General features: G+C 42.2%; 22 protein-coding genes. 20 read left to right on the top strand and 2 right to left on the bottom strand.

The features are described from left to right. The first annotated feature begins 2 nt into the window (after positions 1-2). The 9 genes from AOA56_RS00460 to AOA56_RS00425 all read left to right on the top strand — a co-directional run bounded on the left by AOA56_RS00460 (position 3) and on the right by AOA56_RS00425 (position 6795). Positions 3-1511, top strand: coding sequence for a CehA/McbA family metallohydrolase (locus AOA56_RS00460; protein WP_053768747.1), 1509 nt, complete (start codon positions 3-5; stop codon positions 1509-1511). Beyond that, a complete protein-coding gene (locus AOA56_RS00455; RefSeq protein WP_053768746.1) occupies positions 1501-2253 on the top strand; it encodes an HAD family hydrolase in 753 nt (250 codons plus the stop codon). Before AOA56_RS00460 ends, AOA56_RS00455 begins: the two co-directional genes overlap by 11 nt. Position 2254: 1 nt before the next feature. Next, positions 2255-3367 (top strand): ABC transporter ATP-binding protein, encoded by a 1113-nt coding sequence (locus AOA56_RS00450; protein WP_053768745.1) that lies wholly within the window; start codon positions 2255-2257, stop codon positions 3365-3367. Positions 3368-3662: 295 nt separating this feature from the next. Beyond that, positions 3663-3812 carry a 50S ribosomal protein L33 gene (gene rpmG, locus AOA56_RS15420; RefSeq protein ID WP_117493468.1) on the top strand — a complete coding sequence of 50 codons (150 nt, stop codon included), beginning with the start codon at positions 3663-3665 and terminating at the stop codon, positions 3810-3812. A 23-nt stretch (positions 3813-3835) separates the two neighbouring features. Further along, entirely contained in the window at positions 3836-4036 is a 201-nt protein-coding gene (secE, locus tag AOA56_RS00445) for a preprotein translocase subunit SecE (protein ID WP_024731651.1), read from the top strand. Between the two features lie 36 nt (positions 4037-4072). Further along, entirely contained in the window at positions 4073-4588 is a 516-nt protein-coding gene (gene nusG, locus AOA56_RS00440) for a transcription termination/antitermination protein NusG (RefSeq protein ID WP_024731652.1), read from the top strand. A 54-nt stretch (positions 4589-4642) separates the two neighbouring features. Then, a complete protein-coding gene (rplK, locus tag AOA56_RS00435; protein WP_024731653.1) occupies positions 4643-5068 on the top strand; it encodes a 50S ribosomal protein L11 in 426 nt (141 codons plus the stop codon). Positions 5069-5128: 60 nt separating this feature from the next. After that, positions 5129-5821 carry a 50S ribosomal protein L1 gene (rplA, locus tag AOA56_RS00430; protein WP_048620602.1) on the top strand — a complete coding sequence of 231 codons (693 nt, stop codon included), beginning with the start codon at positions 5129-5131 and terminating at the stop codon, positions 5819-5821. Positions 5822-5940: 119 nt separating this feature from the next. Then, positions 5941-6795: a Cof-type HAD-IIB family hydrolase gene (locus AOA56_RS00425; RefSeq protein ID WP_238117684.1), complete on the top strand. Its 855-nt coding sequence runs from the start codon at positions 5941-5943 to the stop codon at positions 6793-6795. Positions 6796-6885: 90 nt separating this feature from the next. Here AOA56_RS00425 and AOA56_RS00420 read toward each other — a convergent pair whose 3' ends face one another. Continuing rightward, on the bottom strand, positions 6886-7635 hold the full coding sequence (locus tag AOA56_RS00420) for a hypothetical protein (protein ID WP_156169211.1): 750 nt from the start codon (positions 7633-7635) through the stop codon (positions 6886-6888). Positions 7636-7991: 356 nt separating this feature from the next. Continuing rightward, positions 7992-8651 carry a helix-turn-helix transcriptional regulator gene (locus AOA56_RS00415; protein ID WP_024731656.1) on the bottom strand — a complete coding sequence of 220 codons (660 nt, stop codon included), beginning with the start codon at positions 8649-8651 and terminating at the stop codon, positions 7992-7994. Between the two features lie 248 nt (positions 8652-8899). On the opposite strand from AOA56_RS00415, the gene AOA56_RS00410 reads away from it, so the two are divergent. Genes AOA56_RS00410 through AOA56_RS00360 form a run of 11 tightly spaced genes read left to right on the top strand, consistent with a single transcriptional unit; the run spans position 8900 to position 22136 of the window. Beyond that, positions 8900-9820, top strand: a complete 921-nt coding sequence (locus AOA56_RS00410) for an ABC transporter permease (RefSeq protein WP_024731657.1) — start codon at positions 8900-8902, stop codon at positions 9818-9820. Positions 9821-9829: 9 nt separating this feature from the next. Then, positions 9830-10780, top strand: a complete 951-nt coding sequence (locus AOA56_RS00405; RefSeq protein WP_048620605.1) for an ABC transporter permease — start codon at positions 9830-9832, stop codon at positions 10778-10780. A 12-nt stretch (positions 10781-10792) separates the two neighbouring features. Next, positions 10793-11830, top strand: a complete 1038-nt coding sequence (locus tag AOA56_RS00400) for an ABC transporter ATP-binding protein (RefSeq protein WP_053768744.1) — start codon at positions 10793-10795, stop codon at positions 11828-11830. Positions 11831-11832: 2 nt separating this feature from the next. Beyond that, positions 11833-12792 carry an ABC transporter ATP-binding protein gene (locus tag AOA56_RS00395; protein WP_053768743.1) on the top strand — a complete coding sequence of 320 codons (960 nt, stop codon included), beginning with the start codon at positions 11833-11835 and terminating at the stop codon, positions 12790-12792. A 17-nt stretch (positions 12793-12809) separates the two neighbouring features. After that, a complete protein-coding gene (locus tag AOA56_RS00390) occupies positions 12810-14471 on the top strand; it encodes a peptide ABC transporter substrate-binding protein (RefSeq protein ID WP_053768742.1) in 1662 nt (553 codons plus the stop codon). A gap of 36 nt (positions 14472-14507) precedes the next feature. Then, on the top strand, positions 14508-15893 hold the full coding sequence (locus tag AOA56_RS00385) for an MATE family efflux transporter (RefSeq protein WP_062304446.1): 1386 nt from the start codon (positions 14508-14510) through the stop codon (positions 15891-15893). Continuing rightward, a complete protein-coding gene (locus tag AOA56_RS00380) occupies positions 15850-17349 on the top strand; it encodes an aminopeptidase (RefSeq protein WP_053768740.1) in 1500 nt (499 codons plus the stop codon). The genes AOA56_RS00385 and AOA56_RS00380 overlap by 44 nt, the downstream gene beginning before the upstream one ends. Then, positions 17346-18524, top strand: coding sequence for a metal-dependent hydrolase family protein (locus AOA56_RS00375; RefSeq protein ID WP_024731664.1), 1179 nt, complete (start codon positions 17346-17348; stop codon positions 18522-18524). Before AOA56_RS00380 ends, AOA56_RS00375 begins: the two co-directional genes overlap by 4 nt. A 21-nt stretch (positions 18525-18545) precedes the next feature. Further along, the gene (locus tag AOA56_RS00370) at positions 18546-20240 is read left to right on the top strand and encodes a M3 family oligoendopeptidase (protein ID WP_053768739.1); all 1695 of its coding nucleotides are present in this window, start codon (positions 18546-18548) and stop codon (positions 20238-20240) included. Next, positions 20237-21409, top strand: coding sequence for an amidohydrolase (locus tag AOA56_RS00365; protein ID WP_053768738.1), 1173 nt, complete (start codon positions 20237-20239; stop codon positions 21407-21409). Before AOA56_RS00370 ends, AOA56_RS00365 begins: the two co-directional genes overlap by 4 nt. A gap of 13 nt (positions 21410-21422) precedes the next feature. Continuing rightward, positions 21423-22136, top strand: a complete 714-nt coding sequence (locus tag AOA56_RS00360) for a ribulose-phosphate 3-epimerase (RefSeq protein ID WP_048620611.1) — start codon at positions 21423-21425, stop codon at positions 22134-22136. The last annotated feature ends 201 nt before the right edge of the window (positions 22137-22337 follow it).

Genomic DNA, 22337 nt, shown 5'->3' with positions numbered 1-22337 from the left:
TTATGGAAAAAACAGTTACTTTTTATATTAATCGTACTACACCCGCTAAGCTGGAAGAGGAACTTGTGATCTGTAAGCCTCTGAAACGGCTGACGATATCGGTAGATGTGGAGAAAGAGGAGCACACTCTTATGGGCTACCTCGTTGTTAGAGATGAAAAAAACCGAATACGGATTCAGAAGATGCTTGGATACGGGGAGCGGACGATCGTAATTGCCAGACATGCAAAAAATACGACCATCGGCGGTGTTCCAGGACCTATTGGAGCCGGCACATGGAAAATCGTTATCTATTTGTTTGCGGAGTATATTGAACAAACATTGGAAGGTGTATCTTTGCCATTCCGAATTCAGATCTCTGACCGGAAAACGGAGATTCAGGAGACAATCGGCAAGTGTCTCTGGGTGGACAGACACTACCGGGAACAGCTCTGGCTTGGCTACTATAACAAGAGTAGTTTTTACAGCAGCCGGGGGCGATGGTACAAGGGAGATTTTCACACCCATACGCATCTGTCAGATGGGAAGGAGTCGGTCAGCAGCGCTATGAGAAAGGCTCGGATGATGGATTTGGATTTCTATGTGCCAACAGAACATAATGTCATCCCTACCGGGTGGGAAGATGACTACATGCTCATCCTGCCGGGTGTGGAGATCACGACAAAGATCGGACATTGTAATCTGATCGGCATTGATAAGATGCCGGAGAGACTGCCGGAAATCATGGAGTACGCCGACACCCCGGAGGTGGAGGAGTATCTCTATGAGATACTGCGAGAGGCGAAAAAACGGGAATGGATCATCAGTATTAATCATCCGTTTCTTACGATCTGGAAATGGAAATATGGCGAAGTGGGACTGGACGATATTACTTGTCTTGAAATTATAAACGATCCGACTTATACGGATGCCAGAGAGTCCAATGACCAAGCAATCCGTTATCTGGATTTCCTCTGGGAGGATGGCCACCGAATTTGGGGGATCGGAGGAAGTGATTCCCATAATCTCATCGAGGAACGCTACAAAGGCTCGGACAAACCTTCCATTGCAGGCGATCCGGGGACGTATGTTTTTTGTCCGTCTTTGACGCCGGAACTTCTTTTGAAACATGTAAAGCAGGGTAATATCTATGTCAGCAGATTCTGTACGGCAGATGTCCGAATTACCTCACAAAGTAAGTCCTTCTTTCCGGGAGACAGAATGGAGGATGTCGAACGGAAGATTATGATGGAAATAGAGATATTTGGAAATGAATTGGAAGAGGGGATTACGCCGGTTATCTGGATAGTTCAGAATGAAAAGCGTATAAAGCTCACGACAGAGAAGACAAAAAAGGGGTACCGGGCCGTCGGAGAAGTTCATTTCTTAAAAGGGAAGTGGAATTGGGCCAGGTTGGAAGCACGTACAGCAGATGGAGAATTTCTTCTTTATAGTAATCCGGTCTGGCAGGGGGCAAAAAGAAACAGGTTTAGAACCTATCGGGAAGCACTGGAGGCATTTCATGCGAATTAAAGGAATCTTATTCGATAAGGATGGAACATTGATTGATTTTTTCAGTTTATGGCTGTATGCAGCAAGACGGGTGATCCCGGAATTTATCCGGGGAAACGATCTTGAAGAAAAACAGAATACGACAGAGCTGGAAAATGTGCTCTATGAATCTATAGGAATCTTTTCGGATCAAATTGATCCAAACGGTGCCCTGGCTTATAAATCCTACAGGGAGATTGCACAGGACATGGAGCGGGCGCTAGAGAGACTGGGGATTCGAATAGAAACGGATCAGATTGAGACACAGATCCGGGAGCTCTTTGACCAGGCAACACATGGGGAAGAGGCTAAAATGATTCCACTGGGGGATCTTCCGGAGTTGTTCCAGTTTCTGAAAAAAAAGAATCTGTATTTGGGGATCGCAACGGCCGATACAGTCTCGTCGGCCAAGAAGTGTATGAAACAGCTTGGTGTTTTGGAATATCTGGATTACATCGGAGGGGATGACGGGAAAAAGCGGCCGAAACCATATCCGGATATGTTATATGATTTTGCGGAGAAAAGCGGGATTCTGCCGCAGCAGGTGATGGTAGCGGGAGATACAAGAAACGATATGGTGTTCGCAGAACAGGCCAAGGCGACGTCAGTAGGCGTTCTAAGTGGTGTGAGTAAGGAACGAGATCTTGCCTCTTACGCTGATTATATAGTTCCGTCGGTGGAGCAGATTCCGGCACTTCTTGATTCTCTGGAAGGAGCAAAATAAGATGGCAGAAATACAATTAAAGCATTTGACAAAGATTTATGAAGGCGGATCTGCCGCGGTCCGAGATTTTAATCTGGAAATCCATGAGCGGGAGTTTGTGATCTTCGTGGGACCATCCGGATGTGGAAAATCCACGACACTTAGAATGATTGCGGGGCTTGAAGAAATTACAGAAGGAGAGCTCTATGTGGATGGAGAGTACATGAATGATGTGGAGTCCTGTGACCGGGATATGGCGATGGTTTTCCAAAATTATGCCCTTTATCCGCATATGACAGTATTTGATAATATTGCCTACAGCATGAAGCTGAAAAAAGTACCAAAAGGAGAACGCAGACAGAAAGTGTTGGAGACGGCGAAGATCCTCGGAATCGAGGATCTTCTGGAACGTAAGCCAAACGAGCTTTCCGGGGGACAGAAGCAGCGGGTAGCCATGGGACGGGCGATCGTAAGAAGACCCAAGGCATTTCTGATGGACGAGCCCCTCTCGAATTTGGACGCCAAGCTGAGAAATCAGATGAGGACGGAGATCCGCAGCCTTTATAAAAGGCTCAATACGACGTTTATATATGTTACCCATGATCAGGTGGAAGCAATGACATTGGGAACAAAAATTGTCGTGATGAAAGACGGGGTGATTCAACAGGTAGATACACCGGGGCAACTCTATCATTATCCGGTGAATATGTTCGTGGCAGGATTTATCGGAACGCCGCAGATGAATTTTCTGGAAGCTGACTGTGGGATTCGTGATGGGAAGATAGAGCTGATTACAAAACTGGGAACTCTTGTGCTGGAGAAGGAAAAAGGCGATGTCCTTTTAAAAGAAGGATACACAGGAAAGAAAGTGGTCGTCGGGATTCGTCCGGAAGATATTTATGATGAGGAAGAAATGGTTAAGAAATACCCGGGCGCTCAAGTGAAGACCAAAGTAGAGGTATACGAAATGCTCGGTGATAAGTGTTGTCTGTACTGTGAGAAAAATGGTGAAACACTTACAGCAAGTCTCCGATCAGATACAAAAGCAAAACGAGGTGATGATATTACACTTGTGTTGGATCTTGATAAAATGCACGTATTTGATAGAGATACACAGATGGCAATTCTGCATTGAATAATGAAGTATCAGGAGAAGCTTATTTCCTTAAGAAGTTTCTCCTGATTATTTTAAGATGAGGCTGGATATCTAAACGGAATGCTTGTATTTGGTATGGAATACCTATGCAAACAAAGTTACGTTATTAAGGACAACGTTTTTTCGGGAAAAGACTTGACTTTACGCCGGATGGTATGGTATTCTGATATGGCGAATGGAAGTATAGGTCTTTTTTTTATGCCTAAAATCAGGCAGCTTCGCAAACTGCCGCGTAACCAGTAAAAAAGAAGTAAAAAAAAGCGAGGTGGAAGTTGTGCGTACAAGAATTACATTAGAATGTACAGAATGTAAGCAGCGTAATTACAACATGACGAAGGATAAGAAAACACATCCGGAGCGCATGGAAACAAAGAAATACTGCAAATTCTGCAGAACTCACACAGTACACAAAGAAACGAAATAGTCGTTTGAGAAGGAGCGGATGTTATGGGCGATTCTAAAACGAAAGCAAAGAAGCCGAGCAAAATAAAAGGCTTAAAAGCAGAGTTTAAGAAAATTATCTGGCCAGACAAAAAGACTCTTGGAAAGCAAACGGTGGCAGTCGTCTCTGTTACTGTAATCTTGGGAGCGATTATCTCGGTAGTAGACGCGCTTCTAACATTCGGAATCGATTTCTTAGTTCGATAAGAAAATGATGACCTGACAGTAGAAAGGTGATTTATTATGTCAACGGCAAAATGGTATGTAGTTCATACTTATTCCGGGTATGAAAATAAGGTTAAAGCCAACATTGATAAGACAATCGAAAACAGACACCTGGAAGACCAGATTCTGGAAGTCAGGGTTCCGATGCAGGACGTAGTGGAGCTCAAAAACGGAGTTCAGAAAGCTGCCCAGAGAAAGCTGTTTCCGGGCTATGTACTGATTCATATGATTATGAATGACGACACCTGGTACGTTGTGAGAAACACGCGTGGAGTGACCGGGTTCGTAGGACCGGGATCCAAGCCGGTACCGCTCACGGAAGAGGAGATGGCTCCGCTTGGAATCAAGAAAGAAGATATTGTTGTGGACTTTGAGGTAGGCGACACCGTCAGCGTTGTATCCGGCGCATGGGCCGACACCGTCGGGGTGATCCAGGCGATCAACACACCGAAACAGAGCGTCACAATCAATGTTGAGTTATTTGGCCGTGAAACACCGGTTGAGATCGGTTTTTCAGATGTCAAGAAAATGTAACGTAAATGAAGTGGGAGGGAAATCCCCGCAAATACCACAAGGAGGTACAATATAATGGCTAAAAAAGTAGAAGGTTATATCAAATTACAGATTCCTGCTGGAAAGGCAACACCGGCTCCTCCGGTTGGACCGGCTCTTGGACAGCACGGAGTCAACATCGTAGAATTTACAAAGCAGTTCAATGCAAGAACAGCAGATCAGGGAGATCTTATCATCCCTGTAGTCATCACAGTTTACAATGACAGAAGCTTTAGCTTCATCACAAAGACACCGCCGGCAGCAGTTCTTATCAAAAAGGCCTGCAATATTAAATCCGGATCCGGTGTTCCGAACAAGACGAAAGTAGCTACGATCACAAAGGCTCAGGTTCAGGAAATTGCTGAACTGAAAATGCCGGACTTAAACGCTGCAAGCGTGGAAGCCGCTATGAGCATGATCGCTGGTACATGCCGAAGCATGGGTGTTACAGTAGTTGACTAATTGTAAACATGAGAAATGTGGGAGGGCTCGCTCCCGATATTACCACTAGGAGGTTATAAGATGAAAAGAGGAAAGAAATATATCGAAGCTTCTAAACTGATTGAAAGAGGAAATCTTTACGATAAAGAAGAAGCAATCGCATTAGTTAAGAAATCTGCAACAGCGAAATTTGACGAGACAATCGAAGTTCACATCAGAACAGGCTGTGATGGACGTCACGCAGATCAGCAGATCCGTGGTGCGGTCGTACTTCCGCACGGAACAGGTAAAAAGGTTCGTATCCTTGTATTCGCTAAGGATGCTAAGGCAGAAGAGGCAAAGGCAGCCGGAGCGGATTATGTAGGAGCAGAGGATCTGATTCCGAGAATCCAGAATGAAAACTGGTTTGACTACGACGTAGTTGTAGCTACACCGGACATGATGGGTGTTGTAGGACGTCTGGGACGTGTACTTGGACCGAAGGGCTTAATGCCGAACCCGAAGGCTGGTACTGTAACAATGGACGTGACAAAAGCGATCCAGGATATCAAAGCCGGTAAGATTGAATACAGATTGGACAAGACAAACATTATCCATGTACCGGTTGGAAAAGCTTCCTTCACAGAAGAACAGTTAGCGGACAACTTCCAGACGCTTATTGACGCAATCAACAAAGCAAGACCGGCGGCTGTCAAAGGTCAGTTCCTCAAGAGCGTGACAATCACATCTACAATGGGACCTGGCGTAAAGATCAACCCGGCAAAATTAGCTTAATTGAATTGAAGTAGATAAAAAGAACTCTGCAGATGCAGGGTTCTTTTTGCAATCAACGAGACAGGTGATAAGAAGGAAATGATTTGACTGATCAGAGGCGGAAAGGAGATCTGTGTAAGATGAATCAAAGGATGAAGTCGCGAAGAGAAAAAGTTAAAATGATTGGTTTAGATTTGGATGGAACTCTTTTGAATGATAAAAAAGAGGTCGGCAGTTACACGGAAAAAGTGTTGAAAACAGCGATAGATCAGGGCGTGGTTGTTTTGATTGCGACGGGACGGCCTGTTTTTGGCGTTCCGGAACGTTTGCGTAGTTTTCCTGGAATGAGATATATCATTACATCGAATGGGGCAAGAATTTTAGATCAGAAAGAAAATAGAACAGTCTATGAGAAGATGATCACAAAAGAGGAAACTCAAAGAATATTGTATACGCTAGAGCAATTTGATTCTCTTGCAGATCTCTATTTTGAAGAAAAAGCATTAGGATGTTTGAAGAGCAAGGAAAGAGTGTCAGAATTTTATCCTGAAAATATGCAAAAATATATTTTGGAATCAAGAACATTTGTACCGGACCTACATGAAGCAGTGATAACAGCAGAGAAAGATATCGATAAGATTCAAGCCGTTGTGCGGACAACAGGAGAAAGAGATCGGATTATGGAGGTTTTAAAAGCGAAATTTGATTTGACAATTTCCTGTGCTCTTTCCAATAATATTGAAGTGACTGCAAAAGATGTAAATAAAGGAAAGGGACTTCTGAATCTTGGGAAAATTCTGGGGATTAGTAGGGCGGAAATTATGGCCTTTGGGGATGGCCTGAATGATATGGATATGTTAAAAGAAGCAGGTTTTGCAGTGGCGATGGAAAATGGGAGAGATGAAGTGAAAGAAATTGCGGATTACATTACGTGCTCCAATGAACAGGAGGGTGTAGCGTATGCGATTGAAAAATTTGTTCTGAATTCATTATGAAAATGTAAAAAAGGACTCGTATTCGGTTTCAACAGCCAGATACGAGTCCTTTTCAAAAAAGAGAGATGGGAAGTTTTTCTGATGGTTTTATTATTCTGTCAGAGGATACGGCGGCTGATGATCGCGTTCTCTCCAGATATCACCGATGGACATATAGTCGATTTTTTCTGTTTCTATATAAGCAAATAATAGGTTTTTCATTTTTTCCCCCCATAAATCACGAACACCGTCCTTGTATCCCCAATAGGATTGTGCAAGTTCTAACAACCGGCAGCCCGCAAGAAAATCAATAGCTTTGCCGTCCTCTTCTGTAGTTGGAGTATAAAGCCCTCCGGCAGCCTGATAGCCACGGAAAAAAGCGCCCTCAGCAGCTTTAAAACATTCTTCATCATAGAAATTGAAGAGGAAGAAGCGAAAACCATAAAATTCTAATGCGGCAGGAGCAGCCTGCGCGGATTCAAGATCAAAATAACCGGATGGCTTTCCGAAATGATCCACATAAAAGTTTTCGGCATGCATGTCTGTGAAGTTCAAAACAGGTATAGAAATGGAAGCCTCAAAATGAGGACGAAACTGATCTAGTTTCTCTTTAAAAAATCTGGAAACGATGGAAATTTCTTTTTCTGAAAACATATGTTTTTGGATACAGCGGTCGAGCCTCATCTGAATAACAAAACGGAAACGATCGCTGAAATTTGTCAGTCCAGATGGATCAATTATAGAATTTTCCATAATATTTCCAAAAGAAGGAAAGGTAACTTGTTGAATTTTTGCAAAGTCCCTCCCAAGGTATTCCATACTATTCAAAAATGCCTGTTTTGAGTAACCGCTTTGCTTCATATATTCTTTCTGAGAGATTCCCGTCATGTATTCCAGAACAATAAAAGTACCGTACTCAGAACGATGGATACCATAAACTTTTGGCGTCGGAACTTCTGCTTTGTCTCTAATCATTGAAAAAAGATAGGCTTCTCTTTCGAGGGAAAGAAGTCCGCCGAAGAGAGTATCACGGTTGGCAGAACCGATATTCTGCTCGGTTTTTCGTACCTTGGCAAATTTGCAGATCAGTCGGGATGTATCGTGTAAAACGACAATAAACACAAAGTGGTTTGACCCCTCCTCGATCGTATGCAGCTCTTTTACCGGGTATCCAGCTTCAATCAAAGCCTTCTGAGCATAAGATGCAGTTATGACAGTCATGATTTTTCCTCCTGTGTATTATTGATTTGGTGTAAATAGCGATAGATCGTTGGCTCGGAGCTGCGAACTTCTTTGGCAACTTCTGAGACGGAGCCCTTTACAAGGAATACCCCTCTTTTGTTCATTTCTCTTATAATACTTAATTTTTCTTCTGTCGTAAAACGATCCGGTGTTGTCTGAAAGCGAATACGTGCTTCATTCATTACAGAATTGATCAGTTCGGAAACAGAAGAACTTAATGTTTCAATCGATCCGGATCCCGTTTCAGTAGATTCTTCCGTATCTGGAAATACAGATCCATTGGTCAGCATTTCTAATATCTCTTTCATTTGGACAAAATCTGTGATTTTCCAATTCAGTGTAAGAAAACCAGTTAATGTATTGTCATCCCGGATGAAAAAAGTGGCTGAACGCAATTTTTCGCCTGACGAAGCAGAGGTGCGGTAAGTAATTGTATATGGCAGAGAATGAAAAGCATCATCATCTATAAAGTTTTGATGTAAGTCATCCAGTGGATCGCCGACATGGTGTGTATCATCCAAAGGATTCATAATATAAAGAAATTCTTCTGTGTCACATAGTAGAACTTCGCAATTATTTCCAAGAAATAGGGACAGAAATTTAGCGATAGTTTTATATTCTTTTGGATTTGACATGGTAGTAAGAACCCCCTTTAGAGCAAGTTTTGATAATAAAAAAATAGCATAAAAGAAAAAATGAGTCAATATAATAAAAAAATATTTTTGTGATAAAAAAATATTGACACAAATGCTTTCGCGAGCTAATATTGTGATAAACAACAACAACGAAGCGGTGCATTGGCAAAAAATATATAAAATAAACAAAATATGAGTCGCCAATGTACGCAGAAAGCCGTCAAAATGAAAACAAAGGAGAGCGTGGTATGGGAAAATATGTGTTAAAAAGATTTGGCTCGATGTTGATCACCTTGTTCTTGATTGCAACAGTGACTTTTTTTCTGATGCATTTGATACCGGGAGACCCCTTTTCGTTGCCGAGAGATACGCCGGAGGTCGTTCGTGAGAATCTGGAAGAAAAGTATGGACTGGATAAGCCTTTATTTGAGCAGTACACCATCTACATGAAGAATCTGTTACATGGAGACTTTGGCTCTTCTATGAAATATAAAGGGCAGACAGTGGTGGGAAAACTTGCATCGGGGATGCCGCCGTCCGCTTTGGTCGGATTTGGAGGAGTCATCATTGGTTCCATTATTGGTCTCGTATTAGGCTGTGTTGCGGCATTGAATAATAAGGGAAAGGTAGACTACCTTGTTATTATTCTTGCGATTTTGGGAGTATCAATACCAAGTTTTGTATTTGGCTCTTTGATACAGAAGATTTTCGGAGTGGATTTGAAACTGTTCCCTATTCAAGGATGGAAGGGATTGAGCTATATCATCCTTCCTATGTTTACCGCAGCATTTACTAATATTGCATTTTATGCCCGTATGCTCAGAACCAGTATGCTGGATGTCATGAAGCAGGACTACATTTACACAGCGAAAAGTAAAGGGCTGAATAAGACAGAAATCGTAAAAAGACATATGATACGGAATTCTCTTCTTCCTTTGGTTACTTCTTTCGGACCAATGTGTGCAGGTGTTCTTACCGGAAATTTTGTGGTAGAGAAAATTTTCAATATTCCTGGAATCGGGCAGGCGATGATTACTGCGATTCAGGGTAGTGATTATACCATGATTATGGGATTGACAGTAATCTTTTCATTTATTTCCGCAATCATGTACTTTGTCGTAGATATTCTTTATGGGGTTGTTGATCCGAGAATCAGAATTGCAGGTTAGGAGGATATTATGAAAGAAGAAAAAAAACAGGTGACAGATGATATCCGGGCTCTTCCACTGGAGTTATTTGAAAAGGATGAGCAGGCGCATGAAGATGCGGATAAGATTTCAAGACCGTCGGTCACATACTGGAGTGATGCGTGGAGACGTTTTCGGAGAAATAAAGTGGCGATGGTATCAGCTATTGTACTGATCTTAATTGCGGTTTTAGCCATCGTAGTACCGATGGTAAGCAGTTATACATACGATAAGACAGATTTAATGGCTGTCAACCAGGGCCCATCGGGAGAACATTTATTTGGTACAGATGACCTTGGGAGAGACATTTTTGTAAGATGCTGGGAAGGTGCAAGAGTCAGCCTTTTTATTGCTCTTGTTGTATCGATCTTAAATGGAACGATTGGGATTTTATATGGTGGCATTGCCGGGTATTTTGGAGGTCTGGCAGATAACATTATGATGCGTTTTTGTGAGTTGATTGCCTCTATTCCGCAGATGTTGTGGGTAATTCTTCTGATTCTGATATTAAAACCGGGCGTAGGGCCAGTCATTATTGCAATAGCAGCGACAGGATGGATTGGAATGGCAAGGCTTTTTCGTGGACAGGTTTTTCAGATTAAGGAAATGGAGTTTGTAATGGCGAGCCGGACAATGGGGGCGGGCAGCATCTGGATTATTGTCAAACATCTATTTCCAAATGCGTTAAGCCCGATTATCACTAATATGGCGTTTGCAATTCCATCAGCGATTTTTGCAGAATCTTTCCTGAGTTATATTGGCTTGGGGCTTCCACTTCCAACGGCAAGTTGGGGCGTTTTAGCATCAGACGGGGCAAACAAACTATTAAGTTATCCATATCAGTTATTGTTCCCGGCACTTCTGATCTGCATTACAATGTTATGCTTTAACCTTTTAGGAGATGGACTTCGGGATGCGTTAGACCCAAGAATGAGGCAGTAGGAGGAACAGTAGATGAAAAATGAAAGTACATTATTAACAGTAGAAAGTCTTATATTTTCATTTCACACCTATGCGGGAGAGGTGCAGGCAGTACGTGGAGTCAGCTTTCAGCTTGAAAAGGGACAGACGCTTGGCATTGTCGGAGAATCTGGATGCGGGAAATCGGTCACGGCGAAATCGATTGTACGTTTAAATCCGGATAAGCCTTCCGGGGAAATAAAAAACGGCAGAATCCTTTTTGACGGGAAAATTATTACAGAACTGACAGAAAAAGAAATGCAAAAGATCCGGGCAAAAGAGATCCGTATGATTTTTCAGGATCCAATGACAAGCCTGAATCCTACGATGACGATCGGGAAACAGATTGCGGAAGGGATTATCAAAAGTGGTGTCTCATCCAAGGAAGAGGCAAAAAAAATAGCAATCGAAGCGCTTACAATGGCAGGGATTCCAAGCCCGGAAGAACGGTATGATCAGTTTCCACATGAATTTTCAGGTGGTATGAGACAAAGAGCTATGATTGCGCTTGCAATGGCGGTAAATCCGAAACTATTGATTGCGGATGAACCAACGACGGCTTTGGATGTAACGACACAGGCTCAGATCCTGAATTTGATTAAAAAGATCCAAAAACAGTATGATACAGCAATTATTATGATTACACATGATCTTGGGGTCGTATCTAATATCGCAGACAAAATTGCTGTGATGTATGCCGGAAAGGTCGTAGAGTATGGGAATGCAGAAGATATTTTTGAATATGCGTCCCATCCATATACATGGGGGATTATGCAGTCTATTCCGCCGGAAGATATCAGTAATAAAGAACCGCTCAAGCCGATTCTTGGAACGCCACCGGATTTATTGCATCCTCCGAAAGGATGTGCGTTTGCGGCAAGATGTCCGTATGCTATGAAAGTTTGTCGGTGCATAGATGCCCCGGGGTTTGAAGTGGAGGGAGATGGCCATAAAGTTTGGTGCTGGCTGTATGATGAACGTGCAAAACAGATGCAAAAAACGGTCAATCCGATCACCGGAAAAGAGGTGTAGTGATGGAAAAGCAAGAGATTTTAAGGACAGAAAACTTAAAAAAATATTTCAGAGTAAAAGGTGGACATACATTAAAAGCGGTAGATGGAATTTCTCTCACTCTGAGTAAGGGAGAATCTCTGGGACTGGTAGGAGAATCAGGATGCGGAAAGAGTACACTGGGAAGAACAATTATCCGTATTTATGATCCGACGGAGGGTAAAATTTTCCTGAATGGGCAGGATATCAGCGGAAAAAGTACAAAAAAGACAAGAAGAGATCTTGCAAAAAAAGTTCAAATGATTTTTCAAGATCCATACGCCTGCCTGAATCCTCGTATGACGGTAAGCGATATTATTGCAGAAGGATGGGATATGAGAAAGCTTTATACTAAGGAGGAGAGAAAGAGAAAAATCATTGAACTTCTCAATCTGGTTGGACTCAATGAAGAACATGCTAACCGTTTTCCGCATGAATTTTCAGGGGGACAGAGGCAGAGAATCGGAATCGCAAGAGCGCTAAGTATGGAGCCTGACATTATCATTTGTGATGAACCTATCAGCGCCTTGGATGTTTCTATTCAGGCGCAGGTTATGAATCTGCTTGTAAAATTACAGAAGACACTCGATCTTTCTTATATCTTTATTGCACATGATTTGTCCATGGTACGATATATATCTGATTATGTTGCGGTTATGTATCTGGGAACTGTAGTGGAGTATGTATCAAATAAGGAACTGTATCGAAATCCGAAACATCCCTATACGAAAGCATTGTTTTCAGCAATTCCGGTGCCAAATCCGAAAGTGGAAAAGAATAGATCACAGATTGCTTTAAAAGGGGAACTCCCAAGCCCGATTCATGCTCCGGAAGGATGTAAGTTCTGTACGCGGTGTGCATACGCAAAAGATATTTGTAAAAAACAACCGCCGGAGATGAAAGAGATTGGAAATGGTCATAAAGTGGCATGCCATTTATTTTAAAAAAAAGGAGGAAAACTATGAAGGGCAAAAACGTAAAAAAAGTGTTAAGTGCAGTGTTGGCAGGCACGATGCTGTTGAGCTTGGCGGCATGTGGAAACGGAAATGAAGGAAACGCCGGAAGTTCCGGAGAAAAAACAAAGTCAGAAGATCAGGTTCTGAGCATTGCGTTAGGAGAAGAGCCTACGATATTGGATCCGTATCAGATTCAGGATGATAATGCGTTTAATGTCAGTTATGCAGTGACAGAGCCGCTATTCCGTATTGCGGGAGAGGATGGAAAAGACTGGGAGCCGGGACTGGCGACAGAGTTTGAAGAAAATGAGGACGCCACAGTTTACACCGTAACATTACGTGAAAATGCAAAATGGTCTGATGGTACCCCGATTACGGCCGAAGATGTGGTCTATAGTTTTCAGAGAGTGGTGGATCCAAGTTTTGCGTCGCCAAAGGCGAATGACTACTTCTATTTAAAAAATGCAGAGGCTATCATCAAAGGAGAGAAGGACAAACAGGAATTGGGAGTAAAGGCATTGGATGACTATACGGTGGAGTTTGTTCTTGAAAAACCAGTTGACTTCTTCGTGGATTGTCTGAAAACTCCTGGATGGGCGCCAATTCAAAAAGAGGCGGGTGAAAAGTATCAGGATCTGTATGGCGCAGAGCCAGAGAATATGGTCTTTTCCGGACCATTTGTAGTGTCGGAATGGGTACATGATAATTCCATTACGTTAAAAAAGAATGATAATTACTGGGATGCAAAAAATGTAACCCTGGAAGAAATACAGATTTCTCTTACATCGGATAAAAATGCGATTCAGGGGATGTATGAGGCAGGGGATCTGGACATGCAGAGAATCGGAACAGAACTGTTGGAGCAGTACAAAGACTCGCCGGAACTTCGGGAAGAGGGGCGATTGAGCGTCAGCTTTATTGAATTCAACCCCAAAGTAGAATTTTTAAATAATATCAAAATCAGAGAGGCACTTTCCATCGCATTTGATAGAAAAGCATATGCCGCAAATGTTGTAAAGAATGAAAAGCTGGCAGCGTACGGAATGGTACCATATGGTATCAGGGGAACAGAAAATGGAGATTTCCGCGAGCAGCAGGGAGATCTTGTAAAAGATGCGGCAACAGATCCAAAAGCGATTGACCGTGCAAAAGCACTTCTGGATGAAGGGTTAAAAGAGATTGGTAAGAGCAAAAAAGAAATGGAAGACTTCCTGGAAATTCTATGTGTAGACAGTGAGGGGAGCAAATTGCAGGCGCAGGCAGTACAGGCTATGTGGAAGGACAACCTGGATCTGGAATTAACAGTAACGCCGATGCAGACAAAAATGCTGATTCCGATGTTGACAGAAGGTACTTTCCACTGTGTTATTGGAGGAGCCAATACAGCAAGTTATCCGGATGCAAGTGAGTTTTTAAGTTTTATTTATGATGAAGGGAAGATGGACGATCCACAATTTACTGAGATGTGGGAAACATCACTCTCCCAGATCGGAGATGAAAGGATTCAGACATTAAAAGAAGTAGAAACATATGTGTTGGATCAGTATGTATATATTCCTCAGAATTTTGTGGAAAATAATTATGTAATTTCTGAAAAGGTAGAGGGATTAAATATCTGGCCATTTGGTTCAGAATATGATTTTAAAAATGTAGTCATGTATGAATAGAATATTGAAAAAATGAAATGGAAAGGGGAAGAAAAAATGACAGATCTGGTGGAAGGCAATACGAAAAGCAGGTTGTTTCGTTTTATGCTTCCCCTTTTAGCCGGGAATTTTTTACAGCAATGTTATTCCTTTGTGGATGGCGTGATTGTAGGACAAGTGGTAGGAAAAAATGGATTAGCGGCCATTGGCGCAAGTAATTCTATTCAGTTTTTGATGGTTGCGGTTTTAATGGGGCTTGGAGCAGGCTCGGAAATCCTGATTTCCATGAGGATTGGCCAAAGAGAGTGGAAACTTGCAAAACGTACGTTGGATACATTACTGACCTCTGTATTAGTAGTGTCACTGGTACTGTCCGTCATAGGAATCTTTGTTTCCCGTCATCTGCTCATATGGATTGATACGCCGGAAACAGTTTTGACAGAAGCGGTTAGATATCTGAGGATCTATTTCGTGGGATTGATTGGAGTGGCAGGTTACAGTACTTTGAGTGGGATGATCAGAAGCACTGGAAATTCTAAAGTACCGTTACTGCTTCTTGTGGTGACTTCCGTTGTCAATATTGTTTTGGATCTGCTATTTGTAGCGAAGATCCAGATGGGAGTTATGGGGGCGGGAATTGCTACTGTAATTGCCCAGACACTTTCATTTCTTCTTTGCCTGATTTATATCAATATCAAAAAGGGGATGCTGAAATATCATCCATTTTGCGGAGACTTTGACTTTAAAGTCGTAAAAGAAGGAATAAAGTGTGGAATCCCATACTCGGTAGAGCAGGGGATGGTCAGCATCGGAATGATTTTTCTCCAGGCGGCAGTAAATTCCCTTGGTGTAAACGAGATGACGGCCTATACGATAGGTTCCAAAATCGATTCTTTTGCCAGCATACCGATCACCGGAATGGGACAGGCGCTTTGCATTTTTACAAGCCAGAATCTGGGAGCCGGAGAAATCCAAAGGGCAAAAAAAGGGAAAAAACTTTGTCTGAATTGGGCATGGATATTCAGTGCGGGTCTGCTGCTGGTTCTATGGTCAGCAGGAAGAATGATCATTCATATTTTTACGGATGACCGGGATATTGTAAATATGACATATGAGTATATCCGAATTTTAAGCATTGCCTACTTCCTTGCAAGCTATTTTGTGATTCTTAACGGTTATATCAGAGGAACGGGGAATACGGTTCTTCCTATGTTCAGTTCCGTTTTCGGCTACTGGGCGGCAAGACTTCCGGCAGCATATGTGCTAAAAGAAATCGCGGGATATATGGGAATATGCCTTGCGATACCGGCAGGATGGATCGGATCCTGTATCATTGTAAGGTTCTACATACACAGTAAAAAATTTGCAGTATTTATGAAAAGACAAGAAGAGGCAGAATATGAAAGGACAGATAGAAAAAATCAGGCAATATATAGAAGCTGAGATTCAAGAATCTGTAGAAACAGAGCAGAACAAGTATCTGCGGATTTTGAAAAAAGCAAATCCACACGATCTGGAATGGATGAATGAATATGGAAAAGAAGTAACGGAGAGTGAAAAAGAAACGGCAGTATTCTATTTTTCGTATCCAAAAGAAAAAATCTGTCGAATGGCAGAACATATTACGGATGCCTTTTTTCATGGTTTTACCAGTCAAAACAGAGAGCGCGGAGAAAGGAAAAGGGTTCGTCTGTTTTATCGGATCGGTCAGGAAGCCCTTGCAGTACAAGTTGCACACTGCATCGAAGAAAAAGGATTACTGCCGGTTGTGATAGATCCGGTCTTAGAACGAAGAATAGAAAAAGAACAATTTGATACAGATTCAGTCGCAAAAGAAGCTCTGATAGATCTTTATGAACAGGTCTTCTACCGATATCAGAAAGAAACAGCCGATGTCTGCGGCATGATCGGTATTGGGGAATTTGGAGAAAAAGAGAAAAAGAGAAAAGGAAATTTACAAAAACAGATAGAAATTGCCCGAAGAAAGGTGGAAGAACAGTATGTTCGGCCTTCAGAACTGTCGTTTTGTAAAGTTGTTTTTCCATCACTTGAGATCGGGAAACAGTTCCAGCACATTTTTGATGAAATCTTTGAGATGAATCTGGAACAGTCAGAAGAATTTGAAAAGATACAGCAGATCTTGATTGATGGGCTGGACCAGTGTCTGTGGGTGCGAATCATAGGGAAAAAGCCAAATCAGACGTATTTGGACGTACAGATGCAGAGAATTGAGAATAGGGAACAGCAGACAAATTTTATGAATTGTGGGGGTGATTTGAATATCCCTTATGGGGAAGTATTTACGACACCTCAGCTAAAGGGAACAAACGGGCTTTTACATATTCAGGATATTTTTTTACAGGACAGAAAATACCACAATTTAAAATTATGGTTTGAAGATGGAGAAATCGTGGACTTTTCCTGTGAAGAGGATGGGAGAGAAACGAAAGGCCCGATTTTAGAATCTTTATTCTATCCGTATGAAACTCTTCCGGTCGGGGAATTTGCGATTGGAACGAATACACGGGCGTTTCGTATCTGTAAGAAATATCAACTGGAAGATCAACTTCCTATTTTGATTTATGAGAAGATGGGACCACATCTTGCGATTGGAGATCCGTGTTACAAAGGGGCCGAGGAGGAACCTGTTTATAATTTGCTGGATGGGAAAGAAATTACGGCAAAATATAATGAAAAGACACGGGATGGAAAAACAGAGAAAGAAAAATATGTACAAAAACATATCGATATTACGATTCCGTATGATGAAATATCTGCTCTTTATGGATATACAGAATATGGAGAAAAGATTTTCATCTTGAAAGATGGAAAATTCATCCTTCCGGGAACAGACAAGCTGAATCATGGGATGGAAGAAAGGCAGGCAGAGAGACTATGAGGAAAAAAGCATATCATGGGAAATGGATCTTTACGGGAAACAGGGAAAAGCCAATCCTGGAAAACTTCGTTATGATGACGGAAAATGCGCGTATCCTTTGGGTAAAGCCGGCAGAGGATGCAGAGATAGAAGATGCAGAAGCGATCGATTTAGGAGATGCCTATGTTGTACCGGGATTTATTGACGCTCATGTTCATTTATTCTGTGGGGAATCAGCCTATGAGGAATGTCCGGGAAGAAGTGCCGCGCATCATGTTTGCCAGGGAGTAAAAAATGCACAGGAATTATTGAAAGCAGGAGTTGTAGCCTGCCGTGATCTTGGGGCATATGAGGGATATACGCTTGGCGTGAGGGACAGTATTGAAAAGGGAGAAATCAATGGACCGAAAATAATTGCGTGCGGACATGCTCTTTGTGCAACCGGAGGTCATGGTTATCAAATCAGTTACGAATGTGATGGAGCAGATGAGGTAAGGAGACAGGTAAGGAGAGTCATAAAAGAAGGTGCGGACGTAGTAAAAATGATGGTTTCCGGAGGCGTGAATTCTCCGGGGCCGGAACCAGGTCCATGTGAGTTTACAGAAGAAGAAATACGTGCAGGGATAGAAACAGCCCATGCGTTGGGGAGAAAGGTAGCGGTACATACCCACGGAAACACAGCCGTTCGTTATTGTGTGGAAGCGGGGGTAGATTCGATAGAACATGGCGTATTTTTGACAGAAGATATTATGGATAAGATGGTGAAACAAGGGACCTATCTGGTACCAACCTTGTGTGCGCCATACTATGCAGTGACAGAAGGTTTGAAAGCAGATCCGGATAATCCAGATCATGCAAAAAGTAAAGAAATAATTCAAATACACCGCGATATGTTGAAACAGTGTGCGGATAAAGGGGTAAAAATCGCGTTTGGGACCGATGCTGGTTCTCCATATAACCCGTATGATAAAGTGCCATATGAAATGGTTCTGATGACAATGGCAGGTTTAAGTCCAAGGCAGGCGCTTGACGCGGCTACGTCCGGAAGCGCGGAACTACTTGGAATTGCAGATGATTATGGCTCTTTGGAAGAAGGGAAACTGGCAACGTTCCTTTGTTTAAAAGAAAATCCCTTGGAACATATCGCATGTGTGGTGGATTCAAAGGACGTGTATATCAAAGGCGAAAAATTATAAATACGGAGGGGGTAAAAAAGAATGATTAAATTTCAGGACGTTCCTTATATGAGACTGAATATGGATCGTTTTGAACAAAAGTTCCGTAGTCAGCTAGAGGAATTCAAACATGCAAAAAGTTTTGGAGCTGCTTATTATGCGTTACTTGGTCTGGACCGGATCAGAGATGAATTTTCTACGCTGGCGGTCATTTGCGAGGCTCGCAATACAATGGATGTAAACGATGTGTTTTATAAAGAGGAAACAGAATTTTTTGATCGTGTAAAGCCACGTTATGAAGCATTAGAAAATGAGATGAATGAGGCTCTTCTGGAAAGTCCTTATCAGAAAGAGTTTGAAATACATATCGGTACAGAACCATTTCGGATGGCGGCGCTACACAAAGAAAGTTTTCACCCGGAAATCATGGAAGAACTGAAGCAGGAAAATGAACTTTCCTCCAAGTATTCAGAAATGATTGCGAATTTAAAGGCGGAAACAGAAGAAGGAGTTGTACCACTGTCCAAGATAGGGACGCATATGGGAAGTGAAGACAGGAACGAACGGGCGAAATATGCGGCTATTTGGGAGAAATCATTTGCATCAGCAGGAGAAGAATTAGACGACCTTTATGACCGGCTTGTGAAGGTCCGGGATCGCATTGCGAAAAAACTGGGAAAGAAATCATTTACGGAAGTCGGATATTGTCGTATGGGCAGAACAAGTTATACACGGAAGGACATTGTTTCTTTTCGGGAGGAAGTGAAGAAAAATCTTGTCCCTGTGGCACAGAGGCTGTTTGAAAAACAAAGACAGGCGTTAGGGGTGGAAGTGCTTTATCATTATGATGAGGACATTTTTGCGGGCGGAAAAAAACCACAGCCGACACAGAATATTTTGGAAGACTTTCAAAAGGTATACCAGGAACTTTCTCCTGAAACAAGGGTCTATTATGAAGAACTATTAAAATGTGAATTCTTTGATCTATCCATGCGTCCGGGTAAAATCATGGGGGCCTATTCAAATTATGTGGCACAGTATCATATGCCGTTCATTTTTGAAACCTATCATGCGACAACAGGAGCATTAAAAACATTTGCACATGAAACCGGACATGGGTTTCATTCTTATACCAAACGGGGGGAGCCGTTTAGTTTTTCGGGGGCATGTAGTTCAGATCTGGCCGAGATCCACTCAATGGGAATGGAATTTTTAGTATGGCCATATCTGAAATATGTATTACCGGAAGAAGAGATTGCTTCTTACTGCTATATTCATCTGAAAAATGCATTGTCGTTTATCCCATACGGATGTGCGATTGACGAATTCCAGGAAACGATTTACGATCATCCAAATCTTTCTGTTGAAGATAGGAAGGATTTGTGGAAACAGTTGGAAAAACAATATATGCCATGGAAAAAGTATGATACAGATCTGTTCCTTTCAAAGGGACGGGCATGGCAGAGACAGACACATGTTTATCGGTGGCCATTTTATTATATTGATTACGTACTGGCACAGGTGTGTGCGCTGGAACTGCATTTTATGGATCAGGAAAACCATGAAACAGCATGGAATTGTTACAAGAAGATTTTGGAATACAGCGGACAAAAGGGATTTAAAGAAACCATTGAGTCAGCAGGACTTCCATCGCCGTTTCAAGAAGCTGTAATCAAAGAACTTGCCCAAAGTGTGGAGAATAGTATTTCTTGGGAACTTATGGGGGCGGAAATATGAGAAAAAACAATCTTTGCATTAAAAATGGAATGATACATACCATGAATCGTTCATCTGACATTGTAGAAGGGGACTTGCTCATTGAGAACGGGAAGATCCAGAAGGTTGGAGAAAATTTGGACTGTGCAGAGGATTTTGAGGTAATTGACGCAAGAGGAGGCATTGTGATGCCAGGAATCATCGATGCACATAATCATATCGGAATTTTTGAATCCGGTATTGGAGATGCAGGAGTAGATGGAAATGAAGATACCGATCCGATTACCCCACAGTTACGCGCTATAGATGGGATTTACCCGTTGGATCCAGAATTTCGTTATTCGTATGAAAATGGGGTGACTTGTGTGGCGACGGGACCGGGAAGCAGTAACCCAATCGCTGGACAATTCGTTGCATTAAAAACAAAGGGACGGGTTGTGGACGATATGATATTGCAGGCACCTCTTGCCATGAAGGCGGCTTTTGGAGAAAATCCGAAAAATTCTCATGGTTCCAAAGGAAGATCCCCGATTACCAGAATGGGAACAGCAGCTGTGATACGGGAGTGGCTCTATAAAGCGAAGGATTATGCCGAAACAAAGGAAAAGAAGTTTGATATGCGTTTGGAGGCGCTGGCTCCCGTCATCAAAGGGAAACTCCCATTAAAAGCACATGCTCACCGGGCAGATGATATTATGACAGCATTGCGTATCGCAGAGGAATTTGATTTACAGATCACGTTGGATCATTGTAGTGAGGGGCATCTGATTGCGGATGTCCTGGCTCATACAAGACAAAAAGGCGTCATATTAGGGCCGTTTTTAGGATTTCCACATAAAAACGAAGTGATTCATCAATGTGTAGAGTCAGCGGCAATTCTTTATGATGCGGGAGTAAAAATTGCAATTATGACGGACCTTCCGGCGATGCATACAAGCAATCTGAGAATCTGTGCGGGGATGTGTTACAGAGCCGGACTTCCTTTGGAGGAAGCTATGAAAGCAATCACAAGCAATGCGGCAGAAATTTTAGGATTGGAAGATAGAATCGGTACGATTGAATCAGGAAAAGATGCCGATATTGCCATCTTCGATAAAAATCCGGTAGAACATCTGACCGCAGAATGTATGGGTACTGTGATTGATGGAGAACTTGTTTATCTGGCAAAAAATCAAAAATCATATATTTAAGGAGGAACTTAATATGAAACATATCAAAATGGCGGCAGGACTGGCACATGTAGATTACGGCCATATTGCGGATCTGGTCGCAGAAGCGGATGCGGCGGGAGTCGACTATATCCATTCCGATGCGGCAGATATGCACGATCTGAAAAATATGCAGCTAATGGGAGGACACCAGATTATAGAAGGAATTCGTCCGTATACCAAAAAAGATATCGAATGTCATATTTATACAAGAGACTGCGACAGACTGTTTATTGAGAAAATTGCGGCAGCGGGATGTAATATGCTGATTTTACCGGCGGAACATTTTCTAGGAGCGCCATTGGCTTATATTATCAATTATTGTCGTGAATTTGGGATGAAGATTGGATTAACGCTGGGATGCTATACACCTCTTTGCTTTGTAGATGAAGCGATTTATGATATTGACCGGTTACAACTCGTGGTACATGGAGTGGATGATACAGATGGAAAGGACAACTGGGGATGGAGAAGAAGTGCGGTGGATCTGATCAGACGCTCCCGCGAAATGATTGATGCTAAAAACCCAAAATGTGAACTGGCGATTGATGGAGGACTGCGTGTCGATAATATGGATGCGGCGATTGCATGTAATCCGGATGTCATTGTATTATCTTCTGCAATTTTTAAGGATCGGGAAGGAATTACCGCAGGAGTAAAGAAATGCAGGAAAGCAATCGATGAAGCGGTAATGAAATACCAATTATAATATGGAAAGCAGAAAGCACCGGAATTCCCGGTGCTTTCGTAATATAGGACAGATAGGAAAGAGGGGATACGATGTTAAAAGAATTAACACAATTATGGGGAGTAAGTGGTCAGTAAGAAGTTATAAAAGATCGTTTTTGAAAAGACTGGAAATGAAAACAGAAAAAAAGGTAATAAAAATTTCGCAGAGCTATTTACTCTG

The organism is Sellimonas intestinalis, from assembly GCF_001280875.1.
Lineage (GTDB): Bacteria > Bacillota > Clostridia > Lachnospirales > Lachnospiraceae > Sellimonas > Sellimonas intestinalis.
Note: the sequence above shows the minus strand (reverse complement) of the source record. Positions and strands in the feature narration are given on the sequence as shown.